Genomic DNA, 21781 nt, shown 5'->3' with positions numbered 1-21781 from the left:
GAGTGCGCCATCAACGCGTCCAGCCCTCCCCCCGCCGTTGAGCTGACGGGGATCACCAAACGCTTCCCCGGTGTTGTCGCCAACCACGACATCCACATCACGGTCCGCAAGGGCACCGTGCACGCGATCGTCGGTGAGAACGGCGCGGGCAAGTCCACCCTGATGAAGACCCTCTACGGCATGCACAAGCCGGACGAGGGCACGATCGCCGTCGACGGCGAGACCGTGGACATCGCCGGCCCCGCCGACGCGATCGCCCGCGGCATCGGCATGGTGCACCAGCACTTCATGCTCGCCGACAACCTCACGGTCCTGGAGAACGTCACCCTCGGCGCCGAGAAGCTGTACGGCATCGGAGGGAGGGCCCGTAAGAAGATCATGGAGATCTCCGCCGCCTACAGCCTCGGCGTCCGCCCCGACGTCCTCGTCGAGGACCTGGGCGTGGCCGACCGCCAGCGCGTGGAGATCCTCAAGGTCCTCTACCGCGGTGCCCGCACCCTGATCCTCGACGAGCCGACCGCGGTCCTCGTCCCGCAGGAGGTGGACGCCCTCTTCCACAACCTGCGCGAGCTCAAGTCCGAGGGCCTGACCGTCATCTTCATCTCGCACAAGCTGGGCGAGGTGCTCTCCGTGGCCGACGACATCACCGTCATCCGCCGCGGCACGACGGTCGCCTCCGTCACCCCCGGCGAGGTCACCCGCAAGCAGCTCGCCGAGCTGATGGTCGGCAGCGAGCTGCCCACCCCGGAGACCCGCGAGTCCACGGTCACCGACCAGCCGATGCTCCAGCTCGAGCACCTCACCCTCGCCGAGGGCGGCGTCAGCGCCCCGCTGGCGCACACCGGCGCGGGCGGCACGACGCTCCCGGAGAGCGCCACCACCGAGACCGTCGCGGCCGGCCGCAAGCTGCTGGACGACATCAGCTTCACCATCCACAAGGGCGAGGTCCTGGGCATCGCCGGCGTCGAGGGCAACGGCCAGACCGAGCTGATCGACGCCATCATCGGCATGCACACCCCCGACTCGGGCACCATCCGGCTCGACGGCACCGACGTCTCGTCCTGGCCGGTGCGCAGGCGCCGCGAGGCGGGCCTGGGCTACATCCCCGAGGACCGCCACCGGCACGGCATCCTGCTGGACTCCCCGCTGTGGGAGAACCGCATCCTCGGCCATGTCACCGAGCCGCCCAACTCCCGGGGCTTCCGCCTCGACATCAAGGCGGCCCGCGCCGACACCGAGCGGATCGTCGAGGAGTACGACGTCCGCACCCCCGGTATCGACGTCACCGCGGCCTCCCTGTCCGGCGGCAACCAGCAGAAGCTGATCGTCGGCCGGGAGATGAGCCACCACCCCAAGCTGCTGATCGCCGCGCATCCCACGCGCGGTGTCGACGTCGGCGCCCAGGCCCAGATCTGGGACCAGATCCGCGAGGCCCGCCGTGAGGGCATGGCCGTCCTGCTGATCTCCGCCGACCTCGACGAACTGATCGGCCTGTCCGACACCCTGCGCGTGATCTTCGGCGGCAAGCTCGTCGCCGACGCCGATCCCGCGACCGTCACCCCGGAGGAGCTGGGCACCGCGATGACCGGCGCGGCCAGTGGCCACCTCGAGACACCCGACGACGCCCCCGGCGCCGGCGCGGACACCGAGGACGGCCGGCGATGAAGAACGCATTCAAGTTCGACAGGGAACGACTGCTCCTGGGCATCGCCGGACCGGTGCTCGCACTGGCCGTCGCGTTCGCGCTGAGCGTCCTGGTCCTGGTGGCCTCGGGGCTCGACCCGATCGAGCCGTTCCAGATCATGTTCTCCTCCCTGCAGGAGCAGGACGTCCAGGTCCTGATCGTCAACCAGTGGGCCACGTACTATCTGGCGGCCCTCGCGGTGGCGGTCGGCTTCCGGATGAACCTCTTCAACATCGGCGTCGACGGCCAGTACCGGCTCGCCGCCGTGCTGGCCGCGATCGTCGGCGTGAAGGTCTCCGCGCCCGGCCCGCTGCACATCCTGATCATCATCCTCACCGCGATCGTCGTGGGCTCGATCTGGGCGGGCGTCGCCGGTGTGCTGAAGACCGCCCGGGGCGTCAGCGAGGTCGTCTCGACGATCATGCTCAACGCCATCGCCGGCAATCTGATCGCCTGGATGGTGCTGAAGGACCAGTTCGGCGAGCAGGCCGAGGGCTCCAACGACCTGACGACCGGCCTCATCGACGAGTCCGGCTGGTTCCCCGGGATCAAGGTCAGCGACTTCGCCGGCGAGATCTACGGCTTCGTCTTCATCGCCGCCGCCGTCGGCGTCGTCTACTGGTACGTCCTGTCCCGCACCCGCTTCGGCTTCGACCTGCGCGCCTCCGGCGCCTCCGAGTCGGCCGCCGCCGCCAGCGGCGTGGACGCCAAGCGGATGGTGCTGGTCAGCATGCTGATCTCGGGCGCCGTCGCGGGTCTGGCCGGGATGCCGGAGCTGCTCGGCGGCACCCATACGTACAGCTCGAACTTCCCCGTCGGCGTCGGCTTCACGGGCATCACCATCGCCCTGCTCGGCCGCAACAACCCGATCGGCGTGGCCTTCGCGGCGCTGCTGATCGCCTTCCTCGACAAGGCCTCCTCGCAGCTGAACCTCGAGGGTTACCCCGCGGAGATCGCCAAGATCATGCAGGGCCTGATCGTGCTCTCCGTGGTCATCTCGTACGAGCAGGTCCGCCGTTACGGGCAGCGGCGCCAGCAGCACCGGGTCGGCGAGGAACTCGCGGCCCAGGCCAAGAAGAACCGTAAGGAGGTGTCGGCGTGATGGCCACCGTGACCGACGCGACGCTGAAGCAGCCGGCCGGCAGGCCCGCCAAGCGGTTCAGGCTCACCTGGCCGTGGATGCTGATCATCCTCGCCGGCGCCCTGTGCCTGGTCTCCCTGGTCCGGCTGATCACCGGCGCCGACGACATCACCTCCGTCGGCCAGGTCTCCGCCGCCCTGCGGCTCGCCGTGCCGATCGGCCTCGCGGGCCTGGGCGGACTGTGGTCCGAGCGGGCCGGCGTGGTCAACATCGGCCTCGAGGGCATGATGATCCTCGGCACCTGGTTCGGCGCCTGGGCCGGCTACCAGTGGGGCCCGTGGACCGGGGTGGCGTTCGGGATCATCGGCGGCATCCTCGGCGGGCTGCTGCACGCCGTCGCCACCGTGACGTTCGGCGTCAACCACATCGTCTCCGGTGTGGCGATCAACATCCTGGCGCTCGGTGCCACCAAATACCTGTCGAAGTTCACCTTCCAGGAGTCCGGCGGCAGCGCCAAGCAGTCCCCGTCGATCGAGCGCATCGACACCGTCACCCTGCCGGGGCTCTCCGACTGGATGAAGACCCTCAACGGCAAACACTGGTTCCTGGTCTCCGACATCGCCGGCTTCGCCGGTGGCGTGGTCACCGGCATCTCGCTGCTGACGATCCTGGCGATCGCCCTGATCCCGGCGACCTGGTACCTGCTGTGGCGCACCCCGTTCGGGCTGCGGCTGCGCTCCTGCGGCGAGAACCCGCACGCGGCGGAGTCGCTGGGCGTCAACGTGTACAAGTACAAGTACGTCGCCGTGATCGTCTCCGGCGCCCTGGCCGGGCTCGGCGGCTACTTCCTCGCCGACGCGGCCGGGATCTACCAGGAGGGCCAGACCGGCAACCGCGGTTACATCGGTCTCGCCACGATGATCTTCGGCAACTGGCTGCCCGGCGGCACGGCGCTCGGCGCGCTGCTCTTCGGCTACACCGACAGCCTCAACGTCCGCTCCGGCGGCGACAACGTGCACGCGCTGCTGCTGCTCCTGGTCATCCTGCTGGCGCTGGCGGTCGTCTGGCAGCTGTACAAGCGCAAGCCCGTCCCGGCCGTGTTCACCGCGGTCGTCGCCGCGCTGCTGCTGTGGTGGTACCTGGCCACCGACCAGGTGCCGAGCCAGTTCGTGGCCATGGCCCCGTACGTGACGACGATCGTCGTGCTGGCGCTGTTCTCCAAGCGGCTGCGGATGCCGAAGGCCGACGGACTGCCGTACCGCAAGGGCGAGGGCTGATGGCCGCGCCCGTCGACTGGTCCGCGCTGCGGGACGCGGCCCGGGACGTGATGTCCCGGGCCTACGCCCCCTACTCGGGCTACCCCGTCGGCGCCGCCGCCCTCGTCGACGACGGCCGGATCGTAGCCGGCTGCAATGTGGAGAACGCGGCCTACGGGGTGGCCCTGTGCGCCGAGTGCGGGCTGATCTCCGAGCTCTTCCGCACCGGCGGGGGCCGGCTCGTCGCGTTCTCCTGCTGCGACGGCGACGGGCGGGTCCTGATGCCGTGCGGGCGCTGCCGCCAGCTGCTCTGGGAGCACGGCGGGCCGGAGCTGCTCGTGGACACCGTGAGCGGCGTACGGCCGATGACCGAGGTTCTGCCGGACGCCTTCGGGCCGGCGCAGCTGGGTCGCTGACCCGCGTTCTTCCGTTTGTGAAAGGGGTGTCCGATGGACGCCGTCTCCGTCATCCGTACCAAGCGTGACCGGGGCCGTCTCGACGACGCGCAGATCGACTGGGTCCTGGCCGCGTACACCCGCGGCGAGGTCGCCGACGAGCAGATGTCCGCGCTCGCCATGGCGATCCTCCTCAACGGCATGGACCGCGCCGAGATCGCCCGCTGGACCGCCGCGATGATCGCCTCCGGCGAGCGGATGGACTTCTCCGCGCTGCCCCGGCCCACCGCCGACAAGCACTCCACCGGCGGCGTCGGCGACAAGATCACCCTGCCGCTGGCCCCGCTCGTCGCCGCCTGCGGCGCCGCCGTCCCGCAGCTCTCCGGCCGGGGCCTCGGCCACACCGGGGGCACCCTCGACAAGCTGGAGTCCATTCCCGGCTGGCGGGCGCTGCTGTCCAACGACGAGATGCTGGGCGTGCTCCGCGACGCGGGCGCGGTGATCTGCGCGGCGGGCGACGGGCTGGCGCCGGCCGACAAGAAGCTCTACGCGCTGCGGGACGTCACCGGCACCGTCGAGTCGATCCCGCTGATCGCCTCGTCGATCATGTCGAAGAAGATCGCGGAGGGGACGGGGTCGCTCGTCCTGGACGTGAAGGTCGGCTCGGGCGCGTTCATGAAGAACCTCGCGGACGCCCGCGAGCTGGCCTCGACGATGGTCGGTCTCGGTACGGACCACGGGGTACGGACGGTGGCGCTGCTCACCGACATGTCCACCCCCCTCGGCCTGACCGCGGGCAACGCCCTCGAGGTCCGCGAGTCCGTCGAGGTGCTGGCCGGCGGCGGCCCGTCCGACGTGGTGGAGCTGACCCTCGCGCTGGCCCGCGAGATGCTCGACGCGGCGGGGCTGGAGCACGCCGACCCGGCGAAGGCCCTCGCGGACGGCTCCGCGATGGACGTCTGGCGCCGGATGATCACCGCCCAGGGCGGCGACCCCGACGCGACGCTGCCGACGGCCCGCGAGACGGAGACCGTCACCGCCCCCGCCTCGGGCGTCCTGACGCGCCTGGACGCGTACGCGGTGGGCGTCGCCGCCTGGCGCCTGGGCGCGGGCCGGGCGCGCAAGGAGGATCCCGTGCAGGCGGGCGCGGGCGTGGAGCTGCACGCGAAGCCGGGGGACACGGTGACGGCGGGGCAGCCGCTGCTGACGCTGCACACGGACACGCCGGAGAAGTTCGCGTACGCCCGCCAGGCCCTGGAGGGGGCGGTGGACGTGGCGGGGGAGGGGACGGGGTTCGAGCCCGTGCCGTTGATCCTGGGGCGGATCGGCTGAGGGCGGGCTGTCGCCGGGAGAGCGCGTCGCCCGACGTCACGAACCCTCCCCGTTCGTGCGGGGGTTCGGTAACAGGGCCGAGGCGGTGTTGCGCCTTCCGCTTGCCCGGGGAAGGATCGGAGGCCGCCCGAGGGGCCCCTCTTCCGGGCCGCGGTTGCCGACACGTACGGTGTGGGCCGGGCCGGCCGGGCGACGAGAAGGGCTGCCGTGCGCGGACGTGACGAGCGGGACGGGCTGGACGAGGTGACCGTGGAGCGGTTGCTGTCCGGCGAGGACGTACGGGACGGGGGAGCGGACGTACGCCGGCTGAGCGGCCTCCTGGCCGCCGCCCGCGAGCCGCTGCCCCCCGACCCCGCCCGCGCCGCCGCCGACGAGGACGCCGTCCTGGCGGCCTTCCGCGCCCAGCACGCCCGCCCCGAGCCGGTCCGCGCCCCCCGCCGCCGCATCCTCGCCGGCGCCCTCACCGGCATCGCCGCGCTGCTCGCCCTCGGCGGCGTCGCCGTCGCGTCGGGCGGCGTCCCGGTCCCCGGCTTCGGCGGCGACGACCACCCCCGCCCGGTGACCTCCCGCCCGGTGGCCCCCGGCGCGGCGACCCCCACCCCGAACCCCGAGCCGGCGACGACCGGCACCCCCACGCCGCTGACCCCGGCCGTCCCCGCGGAGACGACCGCCCCCGCCCGGGAGAGCGCCGCCCTGTGCCGGGCCCGGGAGCACGCCCTGGCCAAGGACCACACCCTGCCCCCCGGCCAGGAACGCCGGCTGGCCGACGCCGCCCACGGACAGCCCCTGGGCCCGTACTGCGCCCGCGTCCTGCGCGAGGACGCCACGCACCGCGCGAAGACCGACGAGGGCCCCCAGGGCGGCACGACGGGCCCCGTGAACTCCCGCGCCGGGAAGGACAAGGGCGCCCCCGGAAACCCGGGGGCGCCCGGTCGTACGAAGAAGTCGGACCTCCGCCCGCACGCCCTGCGGACGACGAGGATCTGACCGCGGGACTACCGCCCCGCGACCGCCACCGTCCGCCGCTCGGTGACCGCCTTGCGGGTCGCGTACAGCGTGATCCCGCCGATGGCCACCAGCGCGACCAGCCCCAGCACGACCACCCCGTCCCACGCCGCCGCGTGGAAGGCGATCGCGCCCAGCGTGGCCCCGACGCTGGAGCCGGCGTAGTACGCCACCTGGTACAGCGCCGTCGCCTGGGCCCGCCCTTCGGTCGCCGCCCGGCTGACCGACGCGGAGGCCACCGCGTGCCCGGCGAAGAACCCGGCCGTGAGCAGCACCAGGCCCAGCAGCACCACGTACAGCGTGCCGGACGACGTCAGCAGCAGCCCGGCCGCGGTCGTCAGCGCCGCCGCGTACAGCGTGCCGCGCCGCCCCAGCAGCCCGACGAACCGGCCGGCCGCGGCGGAGGAGACCGTACCGACCAGATAGATCACGAACACCGAGCCGATCAGCCCCTGCGACAGCCCGAACGGCTCCCCGGCCAGCCGCAGCCCGATCACGGTGTACACCGACCCGAACACCGTCATGAACAGCGCGCCGATCGCGTACAGCCGCACCATCAGCCCGTCCGTCAGATGCCCCCGTACGGTCGCGAGCATCGCCCGCGTCCCGGCCGGCCCCGGCGTGAAGTGCCGCGCCCGCGGCAGGGTGGCCCTGAACAGCGCCGCGCACAGCACGGACAGCACCGCCACGGCCGCCAGCGCCGCCCGCCAGCCCCACGCGTCGGCGACCCAGCCGGTGAGGATGCGCCCCGTCATACCGCCGACGCTGTTGCCGGCGACGAACAGCCCGATCGCGCCGATCACGTACTTCTGCTCGACCTCGTCCGCGATGAACGCGATGCCCGAGGCCGGGATCCCGGCGATGGCCACGCCCTGCAGCGCGCGCAGCACGATCAGGGTGTCGACGCCGGGCGCGAAGGGGATCACCAGCGCCAGCGCGACGGCGGCCGTCAGCCCGTACGAGAGCATCGCCCGCCGGCCGACGCGCTCGGACACCAGGCTCAGCGGGACGACCGCCAGGGCCAGCGCGAGGGTCGTGGCGGACACCGTCCAGCTGGCGGTGCTCGCCGAGACGTGGAGCTCACCGGTGAGCGCGGGCAGCAGCGCCTGGGTGGAGAAGAGCAGGGCGAAGGTGGCCGTGCCCGCCGCGAAGAGCGCGAGGATCATGCGACGGTAACCGGCGTCGCCCGGCGTGAGCTTGGTGAGGGAGGAGGGGACGGGGGCGTCCGCGGGCCGCTCGGCGGCCACCCGGACTGGTTCGGCTGGCATGCCATCGAAAGTACGCAATGCAAAATAATGCGTCCAATGCATGAGGATGGCAGAATCCATACGATGATGCATGAGCACAGGTCAGCGCGGCCGATGTCACCATCTGGACATCTGCAAGATACATCTGTTACAGAGGCCGCTCCCGAGTCCGCCGCCGGCTGGGCGGCCCTCCTCGCCCCCCGCCTCGCCCAGTTCGCCGCCGTCGCCCGGCACGAGCACGTCACCCGCGCCGCCCTCGAACTCGGCGTCCCCCAGCCCACGCTGAGCCGCGCCGTCGCACGCCTGGAGGCCGACCTGGGCGTCGCCCTCTTCACCCGCCACGGCCGCACGCTCACGCTCACCAAGGCCGGCCACGACCTCCGCACCGCCGCCGACCGGGCGCTCGGCGAGGTGGGCCGGGCGGCCGAGGCGGTACGGGCCGACGCCGACCCCTCGGCCGGCAAGGTGGCGTTCGGCTTCCTGCACACCATGGGCCCGGAGACGGTCCCGGAGCTGCTGCGGGAGTTCCGCGTCGACCACCCGGGAGTGCGGTTCCAGCTGGTCCAGTCGTACGGGGAGTGGATGCTCGACCGCCTCCGCGAGGGCGAGCTGGACCTGTGCCTGACCTCACCGGTCCCCGACGACCCCGACCTCGTCGGGCGGCGGCTGGACGAACAGCGGCTGCGTCTGGTCGTACCGGACGACCACCGGCTCGCCGGGCGCAAGCGGGTGCGGCTGGCGGAGGCGGCGGAGGAGGCGTTCGTGACCCTGGAGCCGGGCTACGGGCTGCGGCGGATGACGGACGCCCTGTGCGCGCAGGCCGGGTTCACGCCGCGGGTCGCGTTCGAGGGGGAGGAGGCGGAGACCCTGCGCGGGCTGGTCGCCGCGGGCCTGGGCGTCGCCCTGCTGCCCCCGCCCGCCGTGCCCCGCCCGGGGGTGGTCGAGCTGACGCTCACCGGGCAGCGGGCGGTACGGGAGATCGGGCTGGCGTGGCAGGCGGGGGCGGTGGACACGCCGCCGGTGGCCGCGTTCAAGAAGTTCCTCCTGGGCCGCCGGGGCCGCCTCCTCAATGGCTGACCCGGTACTCCCGCGACCCCTCCAGCACCCGCAGCGGATCGTCCTGCACGGCCCGCGTGCAGTCGTACTCCCGCAGCTGCGCGCGCGTCCCCAGCACCGCCCGCGTCCCGTCGTCCAGCGCCGCGAACGTGCACACCAGCTGGGCCAGCCCCTGCTTGGACAGCTCCTCCGGGTCCCGGTCGAAGCGCACCGCCCGCGGCGGGTCACCCGCGCGCGGCGCCGACAGCGCGATGCGGGCCACGTCCGTGTCGTACCCGTCCGTCGACTCCCGCGGCCCCGGCTCGCGCAGCAGCTGGGCGAGCAGCTCCCGCTCCAGATACGCCCGTACGGTCGCCGCCGACCCCGCCGGCGGCCGTACGCCGCGCCGCACCGGCGACACCTTCGGCCCGCACACCAGGAACACGTCCACCTGCGCCGACCCGTCCTTGCGCGGCGCCGCCGGCGGGTCCTCGCTGCCGCAGCGCGCCCGGGTGGGCGCCGAACCGGCGTCCACCGGGACGCTGGTGGGCCTGATCCCGCAGCCGGCCAGCGCGACGGCGCACAGGGCCACGGCCACGGACCGGGTCAGTGCCCTCATCGCTCCTCCTCGTCCGGCGCCGGCGCGTACCGCGGCAGCCGCAGCGTGAACACCGCCCCGCCCTCGGGCCGGTTGGCGGCGCTGATCGCCCCGCCGTGGATCCGCGCGTTCTCCACCGCGATGGACAGCCCGAGGCCACTGCCCTCGGAACGGGCCCGCGAGGCGTCCGCCTTGTAGAACCGGTCGAACACGTGCGGCAGCACGTCCTCGGGGATACCGGGCCCGTTGTCGGCGACCTCCACCACCAGATCGTCGTCCTCCGTACGGGCCGTCACCCGCACCGGCGATCCGCCGTGCTTGAGCGCGTTGCCGATCAGGTTCGCCAGGATCACGTCCAGCCGGCGCGGGTCCAGCCGCGCCGTCAGCCCGCGCGGCGCGTCCAGGTCCACCGCGTCCAGCCAGGCCCGCGCGTCGATGCACGCGGTGATCTGGTCGGCCACGTCGACCTCGTCCGCGACCAGCCGGGCCGTACCGGCGTCGAAGCGGGTGACCTCCATCAGATTCTCGACCAGGTCGTTCAGCCGACGCGTCTCGCTCACCACCAGCCGCACCGCCGGCGCGATCATCGGGTCGAGGGAGTCCTGCTCCTCCTCCAGCACCTCCGTCACCGCGGTGATCGCGGTCAGCGGGGTGCGCAGCTCGTGCGACATGTCGGCGACGAACCGCCGGCTGGCCTTGTCCCGCTCGCTCAGCGCCTCCACCTGCTGCTCCAGCCGCTCCGCGGTCTGGTTGAACGTACGGGACAGATCGGCCAGTTCATCGGTCCCGGTGATCCGCAGCCGGGTGTCCAGCTTCCCCTCGCCCAGCGCCCGCGCCGCCTCGCCGAGCCGCTGCACGGGCCGCAGCACCGTCGTCGCGGCGGCCTGCGCCAGCAGCGCGGAGCCGATCAGCGACAGCGCGGTGGCGATGCCCAGCGACCAGGCCAGGGAGTTCAGGTCGTCGCGCTCGGGGTTCAGCGACTTCAGCATGTAGCCGGTCCAGTCGCTGCCCTCCACCCGCGCCCCGCCCACCAGATACGGGTCGCCGTCCATGGTGATCCGTATCCAGTACAGGTGGTACGCGCCGGCGTCGTCCGCCCGCGGCTTGTCCACCGCCCTCCGCAGCGTGTCCGGCACCGCGAACTCCCGGCCGGACGCGGCCGTACAGCCGGGCATCGCGTCGCTGAGCAGCAGCACCTGGTACCCCTGCTCGGTGTCCGCGACCTGCCCGGCGGCCTTGCGCACCGCCGCGCAGTCGGCGTCCAGCGGCAGCGAGTCCGTGTGCGCCTTCAGCCCCTCGCGGAAGCTGCGCAGCGAGGAGTCCTGGGCGCGCTTGAGCACCGAGTCCCGGTTCAGCCAGTACGCGATGCCGGCCACGGACACCGCCGAGACCAGCGCCACCAGGGCGAACACGATGACCAGCCGCAGGCGCAGACTTATCCACCGGAGCATCGACGCGGCCCAGCCACGGAACAGACCGGGCTCCTTCGTCACGACGGCGAGTCCAGCCGGTAACCCACGCCGCGCACCGTCTTGATCAGCCGCGGCGAGGACGGCACGTCCTCCACCTTGGCCCGCAGCCGCTGCACACAGGCGTCGACCAGCCGGGAGTCACCCAGGTAGTCGTGCTCCCACACCAGCCGCAGCAGCTGCTGGCGCGACAGCGCCTGGCCGGGCCGGCGGCTCAGCTCCAGCAGCAGCCGCAGCTCGGTCGGCGTGAGCTGCAGATCCTCGCCGTTCTTGGTCACGGTCATCGCGGACCGGTCGATGACGAGGTTCCCGAACGTCGCGGAGTCCGTCGTCTCCCGTTCCCCGCGCCGCAGCACGGCCCGGATCCGGGCGTCCAGCACCCGGCCCTGGACGGGCTTGACGACGTAGTCGTCGGCACCGGACTCCAGACCCACGACGATGTCGATGTCGTCGCTGCGGGCGGTGAGCAGAATGATCGGCAGCTGGTCGGTGCGGCGGATCCGGCGGCACACCTCGAAGCCGTCGATCCCGGGCAGCATCACGTCCAGCACGATCAGATCGGGCCGCTGCTCCTTCAGGAGCTTCAGGCCGTCCTCGCCCGACGCGGCGGTCATCACCCGATGGCCCTGGCGGGAGAGGGACAGCTCCAGGGCGGTTCGGATCGCGTCGTCGTCCTCGATGAGCAACAGTGAAGGCACGCGCGTCATTGTGGCCTACCGGAGCCCAGGGATCGACCCGGTCAGCGGGTTCGATCCCTGTTGCAAGCCTGTGACAGTCGACGGACAGCGCCATGAAAGTCCCCGGGCAGTCTCTGTGGAGTCAGCACAGAACCAGGCTCCACACGATCCGGGGGGCGGACGTCATGAACGCACTGCACGACAGCACGAACGGCAAGGCCAGCGTTCACACGCGTCTGCACACCAACGGCAGGGGCCTGGAGCTGCACCTGAACTCCGGTGCTGTGGGCGGACGGGGGTGCGTCCGCGGCACCGGGAGGCGATCGCCGTACATCGTCGCGATCGAGTCGGCTCCACAGCCGGCCCGCGCGAACGGCACGGAGGACCGCGGGGGGAACGGGGGAACGGCGTACGGGGAGGACACGGGGGAGCGGATCTCGGCGAGCGAGGCGGAGTTCACCGCCTACGTCGCGGAGCGCCGCGCCTCCCTGTACGCCACCGCCTACCACCTGACCGGTGACCGGTACGAGGCCGAGGACCTGCTCCAGTCGGCGCTCTTCTCGACGTACCGGGCGTGGGACCGGATCAGCGACAAGGCGGCGGTCGGCGGCTATCTGCGCCGGACGATGACCAATCTGCACATCAGCGCCTGGCGGCGGCGCAAGCTCGCGGAGTACCCGACCGAGGAACTCCCCGAGACCGCCGCCGAGACGGACGCCATGCGCGGCACGGAGCTGCGCGCGGTGCTCTGGCAGGCGCTGGCCCGGCTGCCCGAACTGCAGCGCACGATGCTGGTGCTGCGGTACTACGAGGGCCGTACGGACCCGGAGATCGCCGATGTGCTCAACATCAGCGTCGGCACGGTGAAGTCCAGCATCTGGCGCTCGCTGCGGCGGCTGCGGGACGACGAGGCGCTGAGCTTCGGCCGCGACGAGGAGGAGTGCTTCGGGGAACTCGTCGCCTGACCGGTGTCCGGGGGCGCCGGCCGTGGTGCGGCTGTGGGGGTCTGCACCAGCCTGAGGAAGGGGCCGGCGGGACATCACGGGGGACGGGGAAACGGGGAACGGGGGTTCCCCGGGGGAACAGAAAGAGGGGCCGGTCCACTGGACCGGCCCCTCTTTCCCTGTCCGTACGTCCCGGTCAGCCGACCGCGACGACGATCACGAACGCCACCAGGCCCACCGCGAACGGGGCGATGAGCTCCCACGCCCACGTGACCGTCACCGGGCCCTGCGCGGCGGGGCGGCCGCCGTTCGTCTCCATCAGGTCGCGCAGCTCGTTCATCGACTTGTCGCCCGCCGAGCGGTGGTCCTCCGCGACCGCCAGCGCCGGCTCGTGCGTGGCGGAGCCCGGCCCGCCGCCCAGCGGACCCGTGGCCCGGGCCCGCTCGTGCTTGCGCATCGCCTTCTTGCGGCCGCGCAGGGACACCGGGATGGCCCACAGCTGGTACTTCGCGTCACCGGCGAGCAACTCGTTGCTCATCCCGGCCCGCAGCCCGTCCACCGCGCCCCACGGCGCGGTCACCGTACGCAGCGGATTGCGCACCCGCAGCTTCTCCCGGCCGGCGAACACGGCCGGACGTACCGCGTAGCCGAACACCAGCGGCACCACCCACAGCAGCGCGCTCGCGGCCAGCAGCCGGACCCGGCTGTCGCCGCGGACCAGGGCGTCGATGCCCAGCCACAGGGCGAGGGCCAGCAGCAGCACGCCGCCGGCCACACCACCCGCGGAGCGGTAGACGCGATCGGCGTAGACGGGTTCCCCGTCGGCGGGTGGCTGGGGCGTGGGTGTGTCCGAGCTCATGAGTGCGATTGTGCACCACGGTCCGGTATGCGGACGTTGCGGTACGGCATCGATCGCCCACGGGATGACGAGCTGCTACGCGTGTAGATATGCTCGTCTGGTGAGCATGCCCCCGAATAAGACCGCCGAGCGCCTCGCAGCCGACGTCACGTCCTCCGACAGCGCGTTCCGCCGCTTCCTGCACGGGCTCCCCGGAGTGGACCCCGTAGGCCTCGAGGCGCGGGCGGCGTCTCTGGGCACCCGTTCCATCAAGACGACGGCCAAGGCGTACGCCATTGACCTGGCCATCTCGATGATCGACCTGACCACGCTGGAGGGCTCGGACACCCCCGGCAAGGTCCGCTCCCTGTGCGCCAAGGGCATCAACCCCGATCCCCTGGACCGGACGACCCCGCGCGTCGCCGCGATCTGCGTCTACCCCGACATGGCCGGGGTCGCCGCCGGGGCACTGAAGGGGTCCGGGATCAAGGTCGCGTCCGTGGCCACGGGCTTTCCCGCCGGGCGGGTCTCCCGTGAGGTCAAGATCGCGGACACGAGGGACGCCCTTGCTGCCGGTGCCGACGAGATCGACATGGTCATCGACCGCGGCGCCTTCCTCGCGGGCCGCTTCCTCGACGTGTACGAGGAGATCCGCGCCGTGAAGGAGGCCGCGGGCTCCGCCCGGCTGAAGGTGATCTTCGAGACCGGCGAGCTGTCCACGTACGACAACATCCGCCGGGCCTCGTGGATCGGGATGCTGGCCGGCGCGGACTTCATCAAGACCTCCACGGGCAAGGTCGCCGTCAACGCCACCCCGGCGAACACGCTGCTGATGCTGGAGGCCGTCCGCGACTTCCGGGAGCAGACCGGCGTGCAGGTCGGGGTGAAGCCGGCCGGCGGGATCCGGACCAGCAAGGACGCGATCAAGTTCCTGGTGCTGGTGAACGAGACGGCGGGGGAGGACTGGCTGTCGAACCACTGGTTCCGCTTCGGCGCCTCGTCCCTCCTCAACGACCTGCTGATGCAGCGGCAGAAGCTGAGCACCGGCCGCTACTCCGGCCCCGATTACGTGACGGTGGACTGATCGAGATGGCAAGCAAGAAGTCACCGGCGTTCGACTACGCCCCCGCGCCCGAGTCCCGCTCGGTCGTCGACATCGCGCCGAGCTACGGGCTGTACATCGACGGCGCCTTCACCGAGGCCGCCGACGGGAAGGTCTTCAAGACGATCTCGCCGGCCTCCGAGGAGGTCCTCTCCGAGGTCGCGCAGGCCGGCGAGGCGGACGTCGACCGGGCGGTCAAGGCCGCCCGAAAGGCGTTCGAGAAGTGGTCCGCGCTGCCCGGCAGGGAGCGCGGCAAGTACCTCTTCCGGATCGCCCGCATCATCCAGGAGCGCTCCCGCGAGCTGGCCGTCCTGGAGACCCTGGACAACGGCAAGCCCATCCGCGAGACGCGCGACGCCGACCTGCCGCTGGTCGCCGCGCACTTCTTCTACTACGCGGGCTGGGCCGACAAGCTCGACCACGCCGGCTTCGGCCCCGAGCCGAAGCCGCTGGGCGTGGCCGGCCAGGTCATCCCGTGGAACTTCCCGCTCCTGATGCTCGCCTGGAAGATCGCCCCGGCGCTCGCCACCGGCAACACCGTGGTCCTCAAGCCCGCCGAGACGACCCCGCTGTCCGCGCTGTTCTTCGCCGACATCTGCCGTCAGGCGGGGCTGCCGAAGGGCGTCGTCAACATCCTCACCGGCGACGGCTCCACGGGCGCCGCGCTGGTCGCGCACCCGGATGTGAACAAGGTCGCCTTCACCGGCTCCACGGCCGTAGGCAAGGCCATCGCCCGCGCCGTCGCCGGTACGGACAAGAAGGTCACCCTCGAGCTCGGCGGCAAGGGCGCGAACATCGTGTTCGACGACGCCCCCATCGACCAGACCGTCGAGGGCATCGTGAACGGCATCTTCTTCAACCAGGGCCAGGTCTGCTGCGCCGGCTCGCGGCTGCTGGTCCAGGAGTCGGTGCGCGACGAGGTCCTGGACTCCCTCAAGCGCCGGCTGTCCACCCTGCGCCTGGGCGACCCGCTCGACAAGAACACCGACATCGGCGCCATCAACTCCGCCGAGCAGCTGGCCCGTATCACCGCGCTGTCCGAGGCCGGCGAGGCGGAGGGCGCGGAGCGCTGGACGGCGCCGTGCGAGCTGCCGGGCGAGGGCTTCTGGTTCGCGCCGACGCTCTTCACGGGCGTCACGCAGGCGCACCGGATCGCGCGCGAGGAGATCTTCGGCCCGGTGCTGTCGGTGCTGACGTTCCGTACGCCCGCGGAGGCCGTCGCGAAGGCCAACAACAGCCAGTACGGGCTGTCGGCCGGCATCTGGACGGAGAAGGGGTCGCGGATCCTGTCCGTGGCGAACAGTCTGCGGGCCGGGGTGATCTGGGCCAACACGTTCAACAAGTTCGACCCGACCTCGCCGTTCGGCGGCTACAAGGAGTCGGGTTTCGGCCGCGAGGGCGGCCGGCATGGTCTGGAGGCGTACCTCGCCCCGTCGACCCCGAAGGGGGCGCGCTGAAATGAATGCAGTTGATGTTGCTGTGCGGCTGAGTGTCTTCAAGACCTACAAGAACTTCGTCGGGGGCAAGTTCCCCCGTTCCGAGAGCGGACGGGTGTACGAGGTGAGTTCCGCCAAGGGCCAGTGGCTGGCCAACGCCCCCCGGTCCTCGCGCAAGGACGCCCGGGACGCCGTCGTGGCCGCCCGGAAGGCGTTCGGCGGCTGGTCGGGAGCCACCGCGTACAACAGGGGCCAGATCCTCTACCGCGTCGCGGAGATGCTGGAGGGGCGGCGCGAGCAGTACGCGCTGGAGGTCGCCGAGGCCGAGGGGCTGTCCAGGGGCAAGGCCGCGGCGCAGGTGGACGCGGCGATCGACCGGTGGGTCTGGTACGCCGGCTGGACCGACAAGATCGCGCAGGTCGCGGGCGGGGCCAACCCGGTCGCCGGGCCGTACTTCAACCTCTCCACCCCCGAGCCGACGGGCGTGGTGGCCGTGCTGGCGCCGCAGAAGTCGTCGCTGCTGGGCCTGGTGTCCGTCCTCGCCCCCGTGATCGCCACCGGCAACACCGCCGTCGTCGTCACCTCCGAGGACCGCCCGCTGCCCGCCCTCTCCCTGGGCGAGGTGCTGGCGACCTCCGACGTCCCCGGCGGCACGGTGAACGTGCTCTCCGGCCGTACGGCGGAGATCGCGCCCACCCTGGCCGCGCACATGGACGTCAACGCCATCGACCTCACCGGCGCCCCCGCGGACCTCGCGGCGGAGCTGGAGGCGGCCGCGGCGGACAACCTCAAGCGCGTCCTGCGGCCCGGCGCCGACGACTGGAGCGCGGACCCGGGGACGGCCCGGCTGACGGCGTTCCTGGAGACGAAGACGGTCTGGCACCCGACCGGCCCGCTGGGCGCCGGGGGCTCCTCGTACTGATGACGGCCTCACGTTCCGGGCCTGCGGGCGCGGACCTCATACTGGGCGGTATGCCCGCTCGCGTCATCCTGCTCACCGGCCCGTCCGGTTCCGGGAAGTCCCGCCTCGCCGCCGAGGCGGGACTTCCCGTACTGCGCCTCGACGACTTCTACAAGGAGGCCGGCGACCCCACGCTGCCCGTCCTGGCGGGGGGTCACGGCGTCGACTGGGACTCCCCGGACGCCTGGAACGCGGAGGCGGCGGTGGCGGCCATCGCCGGGCTCTGCGCCGCGGGACGCACGGACACCCCGGTGTACGACATCTCCCGCAGCGCGGTCACCGGCCACCGGGTGCTGGACCTGGCGGGCGCGCCGCTGTTCGTCGCGGAGGGCATCTTCGCGGCGGAGATCACCGCCGTGTGCGCCGAGCGCGGGCTGCTGGCCGACGCGCTGTGCCTCAGCCGGGGCGCCGGGCGTACGTTCCGCCGCCGGCTGCTGCGTGACCTGCGGGAAGGCCGTAAGGCGCCGCACGTCCTGCTGCTGCGGGGCTGGCGGCTGCTGCAGGCGGAGCCGTCGATCGTGGCCCGCGCGGTGGGCCGCGGGGCGCACGCCTGCGGCAAACGGGAGGCGCTGGTGCGGATAGCGGCGGCGGCGCGGGCGTCGGTCGCGGGCTGACCGGTGCCGTCCGGGCCCGCGGAACGCGGCCGTGGCCTGCCCCACAAGGGCAACTCGTACGGAACCGGACCCCGTCCCACCCGCGTCTTCGGTGACGTGCAGCGTCTTACGCCCGCGGGGCGGGCACCCCTGTGGATCCGGGCGGCCGGGTTCGTGCTCCTGCTGGTCCACCTGACCGCGATCTGGTGGTTCACGCTGCGCCCCGCGTCCGTCCCCTGGGTCGACGGTACGAATCTCGAGCCGCTCCAGACCATCCGCGCCAAGGTGTCCGAGGGCGGCTGGGCGGCGGTACGGGGCATCGGCGGCCCCTTCGCCCTCCTCGCCCCCGCCGGCGTCGTCCTGCCCATGCTGGGCGGGCGGCTGCACGTGGCCCCGGTGGGCTCCTTCGTCCGGACCGTCTTCGCCGGCAGCATGCTGGGGCTCGTGGTCGAGCTGCTGCGCACGGGGGTGCCGGGGCAGGTGGGGAACGTGGACGCGGTGCTGCTGGGCACGGCGGGGGTCGCCGTGCTGCATCTGGCCGTGGTGCCGACGGTACGGGCGGTGCTGAGGCGGCGGGAAAGCGGGGCCCCGAATCCCGTCCGTACGGAATCTCAGGGTGAGACCCCGAGATTCTCCGGGGTCGGAGTCGCTCCGTAGCCCGATGCCGGGAAATCGATGTCCGCCTACCGTGGAATTACCGTCGGAAGGACGGGACGACATCGATCCGAGGAGACACCGACCATGGCCGTACCGACCCGCCCCAGCGAGGGAAGGATGATTGCCGGCGTTTGCGCGGGACTGGCCCGGCGCTTCGGCATCTCCGCCACCACCATGCGGATCATCTTCCTCGCGTCATGCCTTCTCCCGGGCCCGCAGTTCCTGCTCTATATCGTCCTCTGGGTGGTCATGCCGTCCGAGGACAAGGCGGTGAAACAGGCCGGCGCCTGGTAATCCGTTCCCGGAACACGGAAGGGCCGCGCGTCCCGGATCCGGGAATGCGCGGCCTTTCCGTCGGCGTGCGTTGCTCAGCCGCCCAGACCGCCGACGACCGGCAGGCCGCCGAGGGTCTTCTGCAGACCGCCGACGCCACCGCCCGGCAGGTTGTCGGTGATACCGGCGACGGCGAGCTTGGGCTTGCCGACGGAGCCGATCTTGGGGCCGGTCTGCTGGCCCACGGCCGTGAAGCTGTCCACCGGGGTCTGGTCGGGGGCGGTCACACCGCCCGAGCCCAGACCGGCGAGGCCGGACAGGCCGGGGAGGTTGCCCGGGACACCGTCGGCGGCGCACGCGGCACCGGCGGAAGCGGCGGCGAAAGCGGCGCCGAGCAGCGTGGCACCCAGAATCTTGCGGGGGTTCATGGAATTCGAGTCCTCGTCCTCGTCGGCTGGATCGGCAGCCAACGCTAGCCACGGCCCCGAAACCCGGACAAGCGCGACGGGGCCGCCGGGAAGATGACCCGTACGGCCCCGTCTCCTGTTCATCGGATCAGCTGTGCGCCGCCGAAGATTCGCTGGTCACCGCCGTCTGACGGAACAGCCACTCGGCTTTCAGCTCCGCGTAACCCGGTTTGACGACGTCATTGATCATCGCGAGACGTTCGTCGAAAGGAATGAACGCGGATTTCATCGCATTGACGGTGAACCACTGCATGTCGTCGAGCGTGTAATGGAACGTGTCCACCAGGTGTTCGAACTCGCGGCTCATGCTCGTACCGCTCATCAGCCGGTTGTCCGTATTCACCGTGGCGCGGAAATGCAGCCGGCGCAGCAGCCCGATGGGGTGCTCGGCGTACGAGGCGGCCGCCCCCGTCTGCAGGTTCGACGAGGGGCACAGCTCCAGCGGGATCCGCTTGTCGCGGACGTACGCGGCCAGCCGGCCCAGGGTCACCGTGCCGTCGTCGGCGACGTCGATGTCGTCGATGATGCGCACGCCGTGGCCCAGCCGGTCGGCGCCGCACCACTGCAGGGCCTGCCAGATGGACGGCAGCCCGAAGGCCTCGCCGGCGTGGATGGTGAAGTGGTTGTTCTCCCGCTTCAGATACTCGAACGCGTCCAGATGCCGGGTCGGCGGGTGGCCCGCCTCGGCGCCGGCGATGTCGAAGCCGACGACGCCGTTGTCCCGGTAGCGGTTGGCGAGTTCGGCGATCTCCAGGGCGCGGGCGGCGTGCCGCATCGCGGTCAGCAGGGCGCCGACCCGGATCCGGTCGCCGGCCGCCAGCGCGCGGCGTTCGCCCTCGCGGAAGCCCTCGTTGACGGCCTCGACGACCTCCTCGAGGGTGAGGCCGGCGGTGAGGTGCTGCTCGGGGGCGTACCGGACCTCCGCGTACACGACGCCGTCGGCCGCCAGATCCTCCGCGCACTCGGCGGCGACGCGGAAGAGGGCGTCGCGGGTCTGCATCACGGCGCAGGTGTGGTCGAAGGTCTCGAGATACCGCTCCAGCGAACCGGAGTCGGCGGCGTCGCGGAACCAGAGACCGAGCTTCTCCGGGTCGGACTCGGGGAGCTGCCCGTACCCGCACTCACGGGCCAGCTCGACGATCGTGGCGGGGCGCAGGCCACCGTCGAGGTGGTCGTGCAGGAGGACCTTCGGCGCCCGCTTGATCTGGTCGGGGGTGGGCACCCCCGGGGTCTCGCTCTTCATCCTCGCACCATACCCCGCTGTCGGCTACGCGCGTAGAGAGCGGGGGCGAACCTTTTGCGCGGCGCGATGACCTGTGGATGAACGCTTCCCCGGCCCGGTCCCGTCTGGGAAAATCGGCGGCATGCTGATGCGCTCGGCCGGGGACGGCCGCTCCCGGGAAGCGACCCTCGGCAGACCCTACGGTACGGCGGGTACGCCGCAGGGCGTCGCGCTGGTGCTGCCGTCCGGCGCGGCGCGGGGGGCCGGCCGGCCGACCCGGCGGTCCGTGGCGGCCGTCGCCGCGCTGGCCCGCTGCCTGGCCCGACGCGGGCGGTCCGACGCGCTGGGCGTGCATGTGGTGCGGTACCGGGTGCGGGGGTGGAACGACTCCGCGGCGGATCCGGTGCGGGACGCTTCCTGGGCGCTGGACGAGGTGGTGCGGCGGCACGGGGACGTGCCGGTCAGCCTGATCGGGGTCGACATGGGCGCCCGGGCGGCGCTGCGGGCCTCGGGGCATCCGGCGGTCGTTTCGGTGGTCGCGCTGGAGCCGTGGCTGCCGGGGGAGGCGGTCGCGACGGAGCCGGTGAAGCAGCTGTCGGGGCGGCGGGTGCTGCTCGTCCACGGGACGGACGACGAGCGGACGGATCCGGAGCTGTCGTACCGGCTCGCGGAGCGGGTGAAGAAGGCGAACCGTGAGGTGTGCCGGTTCGAGGTCCACTCCGACGCGCACGGGCTGGGTGGGCATCGGGCGGAGGTCATGGCGCTGACGGCGGACTTCGTCCTGGGGTCGCTGTTCGAGCGGGACTTCGCGCGGCCGGTCGCCGACGCGCTTGCGGCTCCGCCGCCGTTGGGGCTCCGCATGCCTCTTGCCGTGGGCTTCGGGGGGCGTTGAGGGTCACCGTCCGGTGGGGGCTGGCCTCCGTCGCGCGGCGGTGTGTGTCGGTCTTCGGCCTCCGGCCGGTGGCCGTTCGGGGGGTCTTCGGCTGCCGTTTGCGTCGGCTGTCGCGCATCCGGCCTTCGGCCGGAGGCCTCAAGCGCCGGCCGGGCTTGTCGGCGCTGCGCGCCTCGCCCTCAAACGCCGGGCGGGCTGGATAGGGGGTCTCTCTCCGCTGTCGGCTCGCCGCCGGGCGGGGGTGCACCTCGCCTCCGGATGTGGTGCGCCGCAGTCCCGCCGGGGGTCGGGGCCGCCCGACACACCTACGCGCGTACTGCCGCGTCGTGCTCGCGTTGGGAGCGTTTCCCGTACGCGCGCAGGCGTGTCGAACGTCCCCTTGCCCGCGTCGGCGGCCACCGGATTGTCCCTGGTCACCGCCCCCTCCAGCCCGCCAACCGCGGGGAACTCCACCGGAGCACAGGCCCTCGAACGGTCGCCCCCGCAGTCGCCGGCCCGGCGGCGCGAAGCGCCGACGCCTCACTCCACATCCGAAGCCGCGCCAGCGGCTTCCCTCACTCCGCATCACGAGGCGCGCAGCGCCGAGCCTCCCCCAAGGCGCGCAGCGCCGCCCCTCA

At 72.4% G+C, this 21781-nt stretch carries 22 protein-coding genes; 15 read left to right on the top strand and 7 right to left on the bottom strand.

What is annotated here, in order from left to right:
• Nucleotides 1-42 precede the first annotated feature (42 nt).
• From SRB5_RS30525 to SRB5_RS30500, 6 genes are all read left to right on the top strand, one after another.
• Nucleotides 43-1665, top strand: coding sequence for an ABC transporter ATP-binding protein (locus tag SRB5_RS30525; protein ID WP_153456708.1), 1623 nt, complete (start codon nt 43-45; stop codon nt 1663-1665).
• The gene (locus SRB5_RS30520; RefSeq protein ID WP_153456707.1) at nt 1662-2786 is read left to right on the top strand and encodes an ABC transporter permease; all 1125 of its coding nucleotides are present in this window, start codon (nt 1662-1664) and stop codon (nt 2784-2786) included. The genes SRB5_RS30525 and SRB5_RS30520 overlap by 4 nt, the downstream gene beginning before the upstream one ends.
• Nucleotides 2786-4042, top strand: a complete 1257-nt coding sequence (locus SRB5_RS30515) for an ABC transporter permease (RefSeq protein ID WP_153456706.1) — start codon at nt 2786-2788, stop codon at nt 4040-4042. Before SRB5_RS30520 ends, SRB5_RS30515 begins: the two co-directional genes overlap by 1 nt.
• A complete protein-coding gene (locus tag SRB5_RS30510) occupies nt 4042-4437 on the top strand; it encodes a cytidine deaminase (RefSeq protein ID WP_153456705.1) in 396 nt (131 codons plus the stop codon). The genes SRB5_RS30515 and SRB5_RS30510 overlap by 1 nt, the downstream gene beginning before the upstream one ends.
• Before the next feature lie 33 nt (nt 4438-4470).
• Nucleotides 4471-5748 (top strand): thymidine phosphorylase, encoded by a 1278-nt coding sequence (locus SRB5_RS30505; protein WP_153456704.1) that lies wholly within the window; start codon nt 4471-4473, stop codon nt 5746-5748.
• Nucleotides 5749-5955: 207 nt separating this feature from the next.
• The gene (locus tag SRB5_RS30500; RefSeq protein ID WP_153456703.1) at nt 5956-6735 is read left to right on the top strand and encodes a hypothetical protein; all 780 of its coding nucleotides are present in this window, start codon (nt 5956-5958) and stop codon (nt 6733-6735) included.
• Between the two features lie 8 nt (nt 6736-6743).
• Here the strand turns inward: SRB5_RS30500 and SRB5_RS30495 are convergent, their stop codons facing one another.
• Nucleotides 6744-8021: an MFS transporter gene (locus SRB5_RS30495; RefSeq protein ID WP_153456702.1), complete on the bottom strand. Its 1278-nt coding sequence runs from the start codon at nt 8019-8021 to the stop codon at nt 6744-6746.
• A gap of 63 nt (nt 8022-8084) precedes the next feature.
• Between SRB5_RS30495 and SRB5_RS30490 the strand changes: the two genes are divergently transcribed.
• Nucleotides 8085-9077: a LysR family transcriptional regulator gene (locus tag SRB5_RS30490; RefSeq protein WP_153456701.1), complete on the top strand. Its 993-nt coding sequence runs from the start codon at nt 8085-8087 to the stop codon at nt 9075-9077.
• Here SRB5_RS30490 and SRB5_RS30485 read toward each other — a convergent pair.
• From SRB5_RS30485 to afsQ1, 3 genes are read right to left on the bottom strand one after another with little or no spacing between them, the layout of a single operon-like run.
• Entirely contained in the window at nt 9067-9654 is a 588-nt protein-coding gene (locus SRB5_RS30485; protein ID WP_153456700.1) for a hypothetical protein, read from the bottom strand. The two genes, SRB5_RS30490 and SRB5_RS30485, sit on opposite strands and share 11 nt — an antisense overlap.
• Nucleotides 9651-11225 (bottom strand): ATP-binding protein, encoded by a 1575-nt coding sequence (locus SRB5_RS30480; RefSeq protein ID WP_407704006.1) that lies wholly within the window; start codon nt 11223-11225, stop codon nt 9651-9653. The genes SRB5_RS30485 and SRB5_RS30480 overlap by 4 nt, the downstream gene beginning before the upstream one ends.
• A complete protein-coding gene (gene afsQ1, locus SRB5_RS30475; protein WP_323378745.1) occupies nt 11123-11800 on the bottom strand; it encodes a two-component system response regulator AfsQ1 in 678 nt (225 codons plus the stop codon). The genes SRB5_RS30480 and afsQ1 overlap by 103 nt, the downstream gene beginning before the upstream one ends.
• Nucleotides 11801-11964: 164 nt before the next feature.
• Between afsQ1 and SRB5_RS30470 the strand changes: the two genes are divergently transcribed.
• A complete protein-coding gene (locus SRB5_RS30470) occupies nt 11965-12744 on the top strand; it encodes a SigE family RNA polymerase sigma factor (RefSeq protein ID WP_153456698.1) in 780 nt (259 codons plus the stop codon).
• A 175-nt stretch (nt 12745-12919) separates the two neighbouring features.
• On the opposite strand, the gene SRB5_RS30465 is transcribed toward SRB5_RS30470, so the two are convergent.
• Nucleotides 12920-13582 carry a PH domain-containing protein gene (locus tag SRB5_RS30465; RefSeq protein WP_153456697.1) on the bottom strand — a complete coding sequence of 221 codons (663 nt, stop codon included), beginning with the start codon at nt 13580-13582 and terminating at the stop codon, nt 12920-12922.
• A gap of 106 nt (nt 13583-13688) precedes the next feature.
• On the opposite strand from SRB5_RS30465, the gene deoC reads away from it, so the two are divergent.
• From deoC to SRB5_RS30435, 6 genes are all read left to right on the top strand, one after another.
• The gene (gene deoC, locus SRB5_RS30460) at nt 13689-14645 is read left to right on the top strand and encodes a deoxyribose-phosphate aldolase (protein ID WP_228390568.1); all 957 of its coding nucleotides are present in this window, start codon (nt 13689-13691) and stop codon (nt 14643-14645) included.
• A gap of 5 nt (nt 14646-14650) precedes the next feature.
• A complete protein-coding gene (locus tag SRB5_RS30455; protein WP_153456695.1) occupies nt 14651-16120 on the top strand; it encodes an aldehyde dehydrogenase family protein in 1470 nt (489 codons plus the stop codon).
• 1 nt (nt 16121) lies between these two features.
• On the top strand, nt 16122-17021 hold the full coding sequence (locus tag SRB5_RS30450) for an aldehyde dehydrogenase family protein (protein WP_153456694.1): 900 nt from the start codon (nt 16122-16124) through the stop codon (nt 17019-17021).
• Between the two features lie 50 nt (nt 17022-17071).
• Nucleotides 17072-17674 (top strand): hypothetical protein, encoded by a 603-nt coding sequence (locus SRB5_RS30445; protein ID WP_153456693.1) that lies wholly within the window; start codon nt 17072-17074, stop codon nt 17672-17674.
• A 96-nt stretch (nt 17675-17770) separates the two neighbouring features.
• Nucleotides 17771-18310, top strand: a complete 540-nt coding sequence (locus SRB5_RS30440) for a VanZ family protein (RefSeq protein ID WP_323378744.1) — start codon at nt 17771-17773, stop codon at nt 18308-18310.
• A gap of 84 nt (nt 18311-18394) precedes the next feature.
• Nucleotides 18395-18604, top strand: a complete 210-nt coding sequence (locus SRB5_RS30435; protein WP_153456692.1) for a PspC domain-containing protein — start codon at nt 18395-18397, stop codon at nt 18602-18604.
• 74 nt (nt 18605-18678) lie between these two features.
• Here the strand turns inward: SRB5_RS30435 and SRB5_RS30430 are convergent, their stop codons facing one another.
• Nucleotides 18679-19011 carry an ATP-binding protein gene (locus SRB5_RS30430; protein ID WP_153456691.1) on the bottom strand — a complete coding sequence of 111 codons (333 nt, stop codon included), beginning with the start codon at nt 19009-19011 and terminating at the stop codon, nt 18679-18681.
• A gap of 127 nt (nt 19012-19138) precedes the next feature.
• Nucleotides 19139-20293, bottom strand: coding sequence for an adenosine deaminase (locus SRB5_RS30425; protein ID WP_153456690.1), 1155 nt, complete (start codon nt 20291-20293; stop codon nt 19139-19141).
• Nucleotides 20294-20414: 121 nt separating this feature from the next.
• Here SRB5_RS30425 and SRB5_RS30420 point away from each other — a divergent pair, with 121 nt between their 5' ends.
• Nucleotides 20415-21164, top strand: a complete 750-nt coding sequence (locus tag SRB5_RS30420; protein WP_228390567.1) for an alpha/beta hydrolase — start codon at nt 20415-20417, stop codon at nt 21162-21164.
• The last annotated feature ends 617 nt before the right edge of the window (nt 21165-21781 follow it).

The sequence above is a fragment of the Streptomyces smaragdinus genome (assembly GCF_009604385.1).
Lineage (GTDB): Bacteria > Actinomycetota > Actinomycetes > Streptomycetales > Streptomycetaceae > Streptomyces > Streptomyces smaragdinus.
The sequence above is the reverse complement of the archived record's forward strand: the minus strand, read 5'-3'. Positions and strand labels throughout refer to the sequence as shown.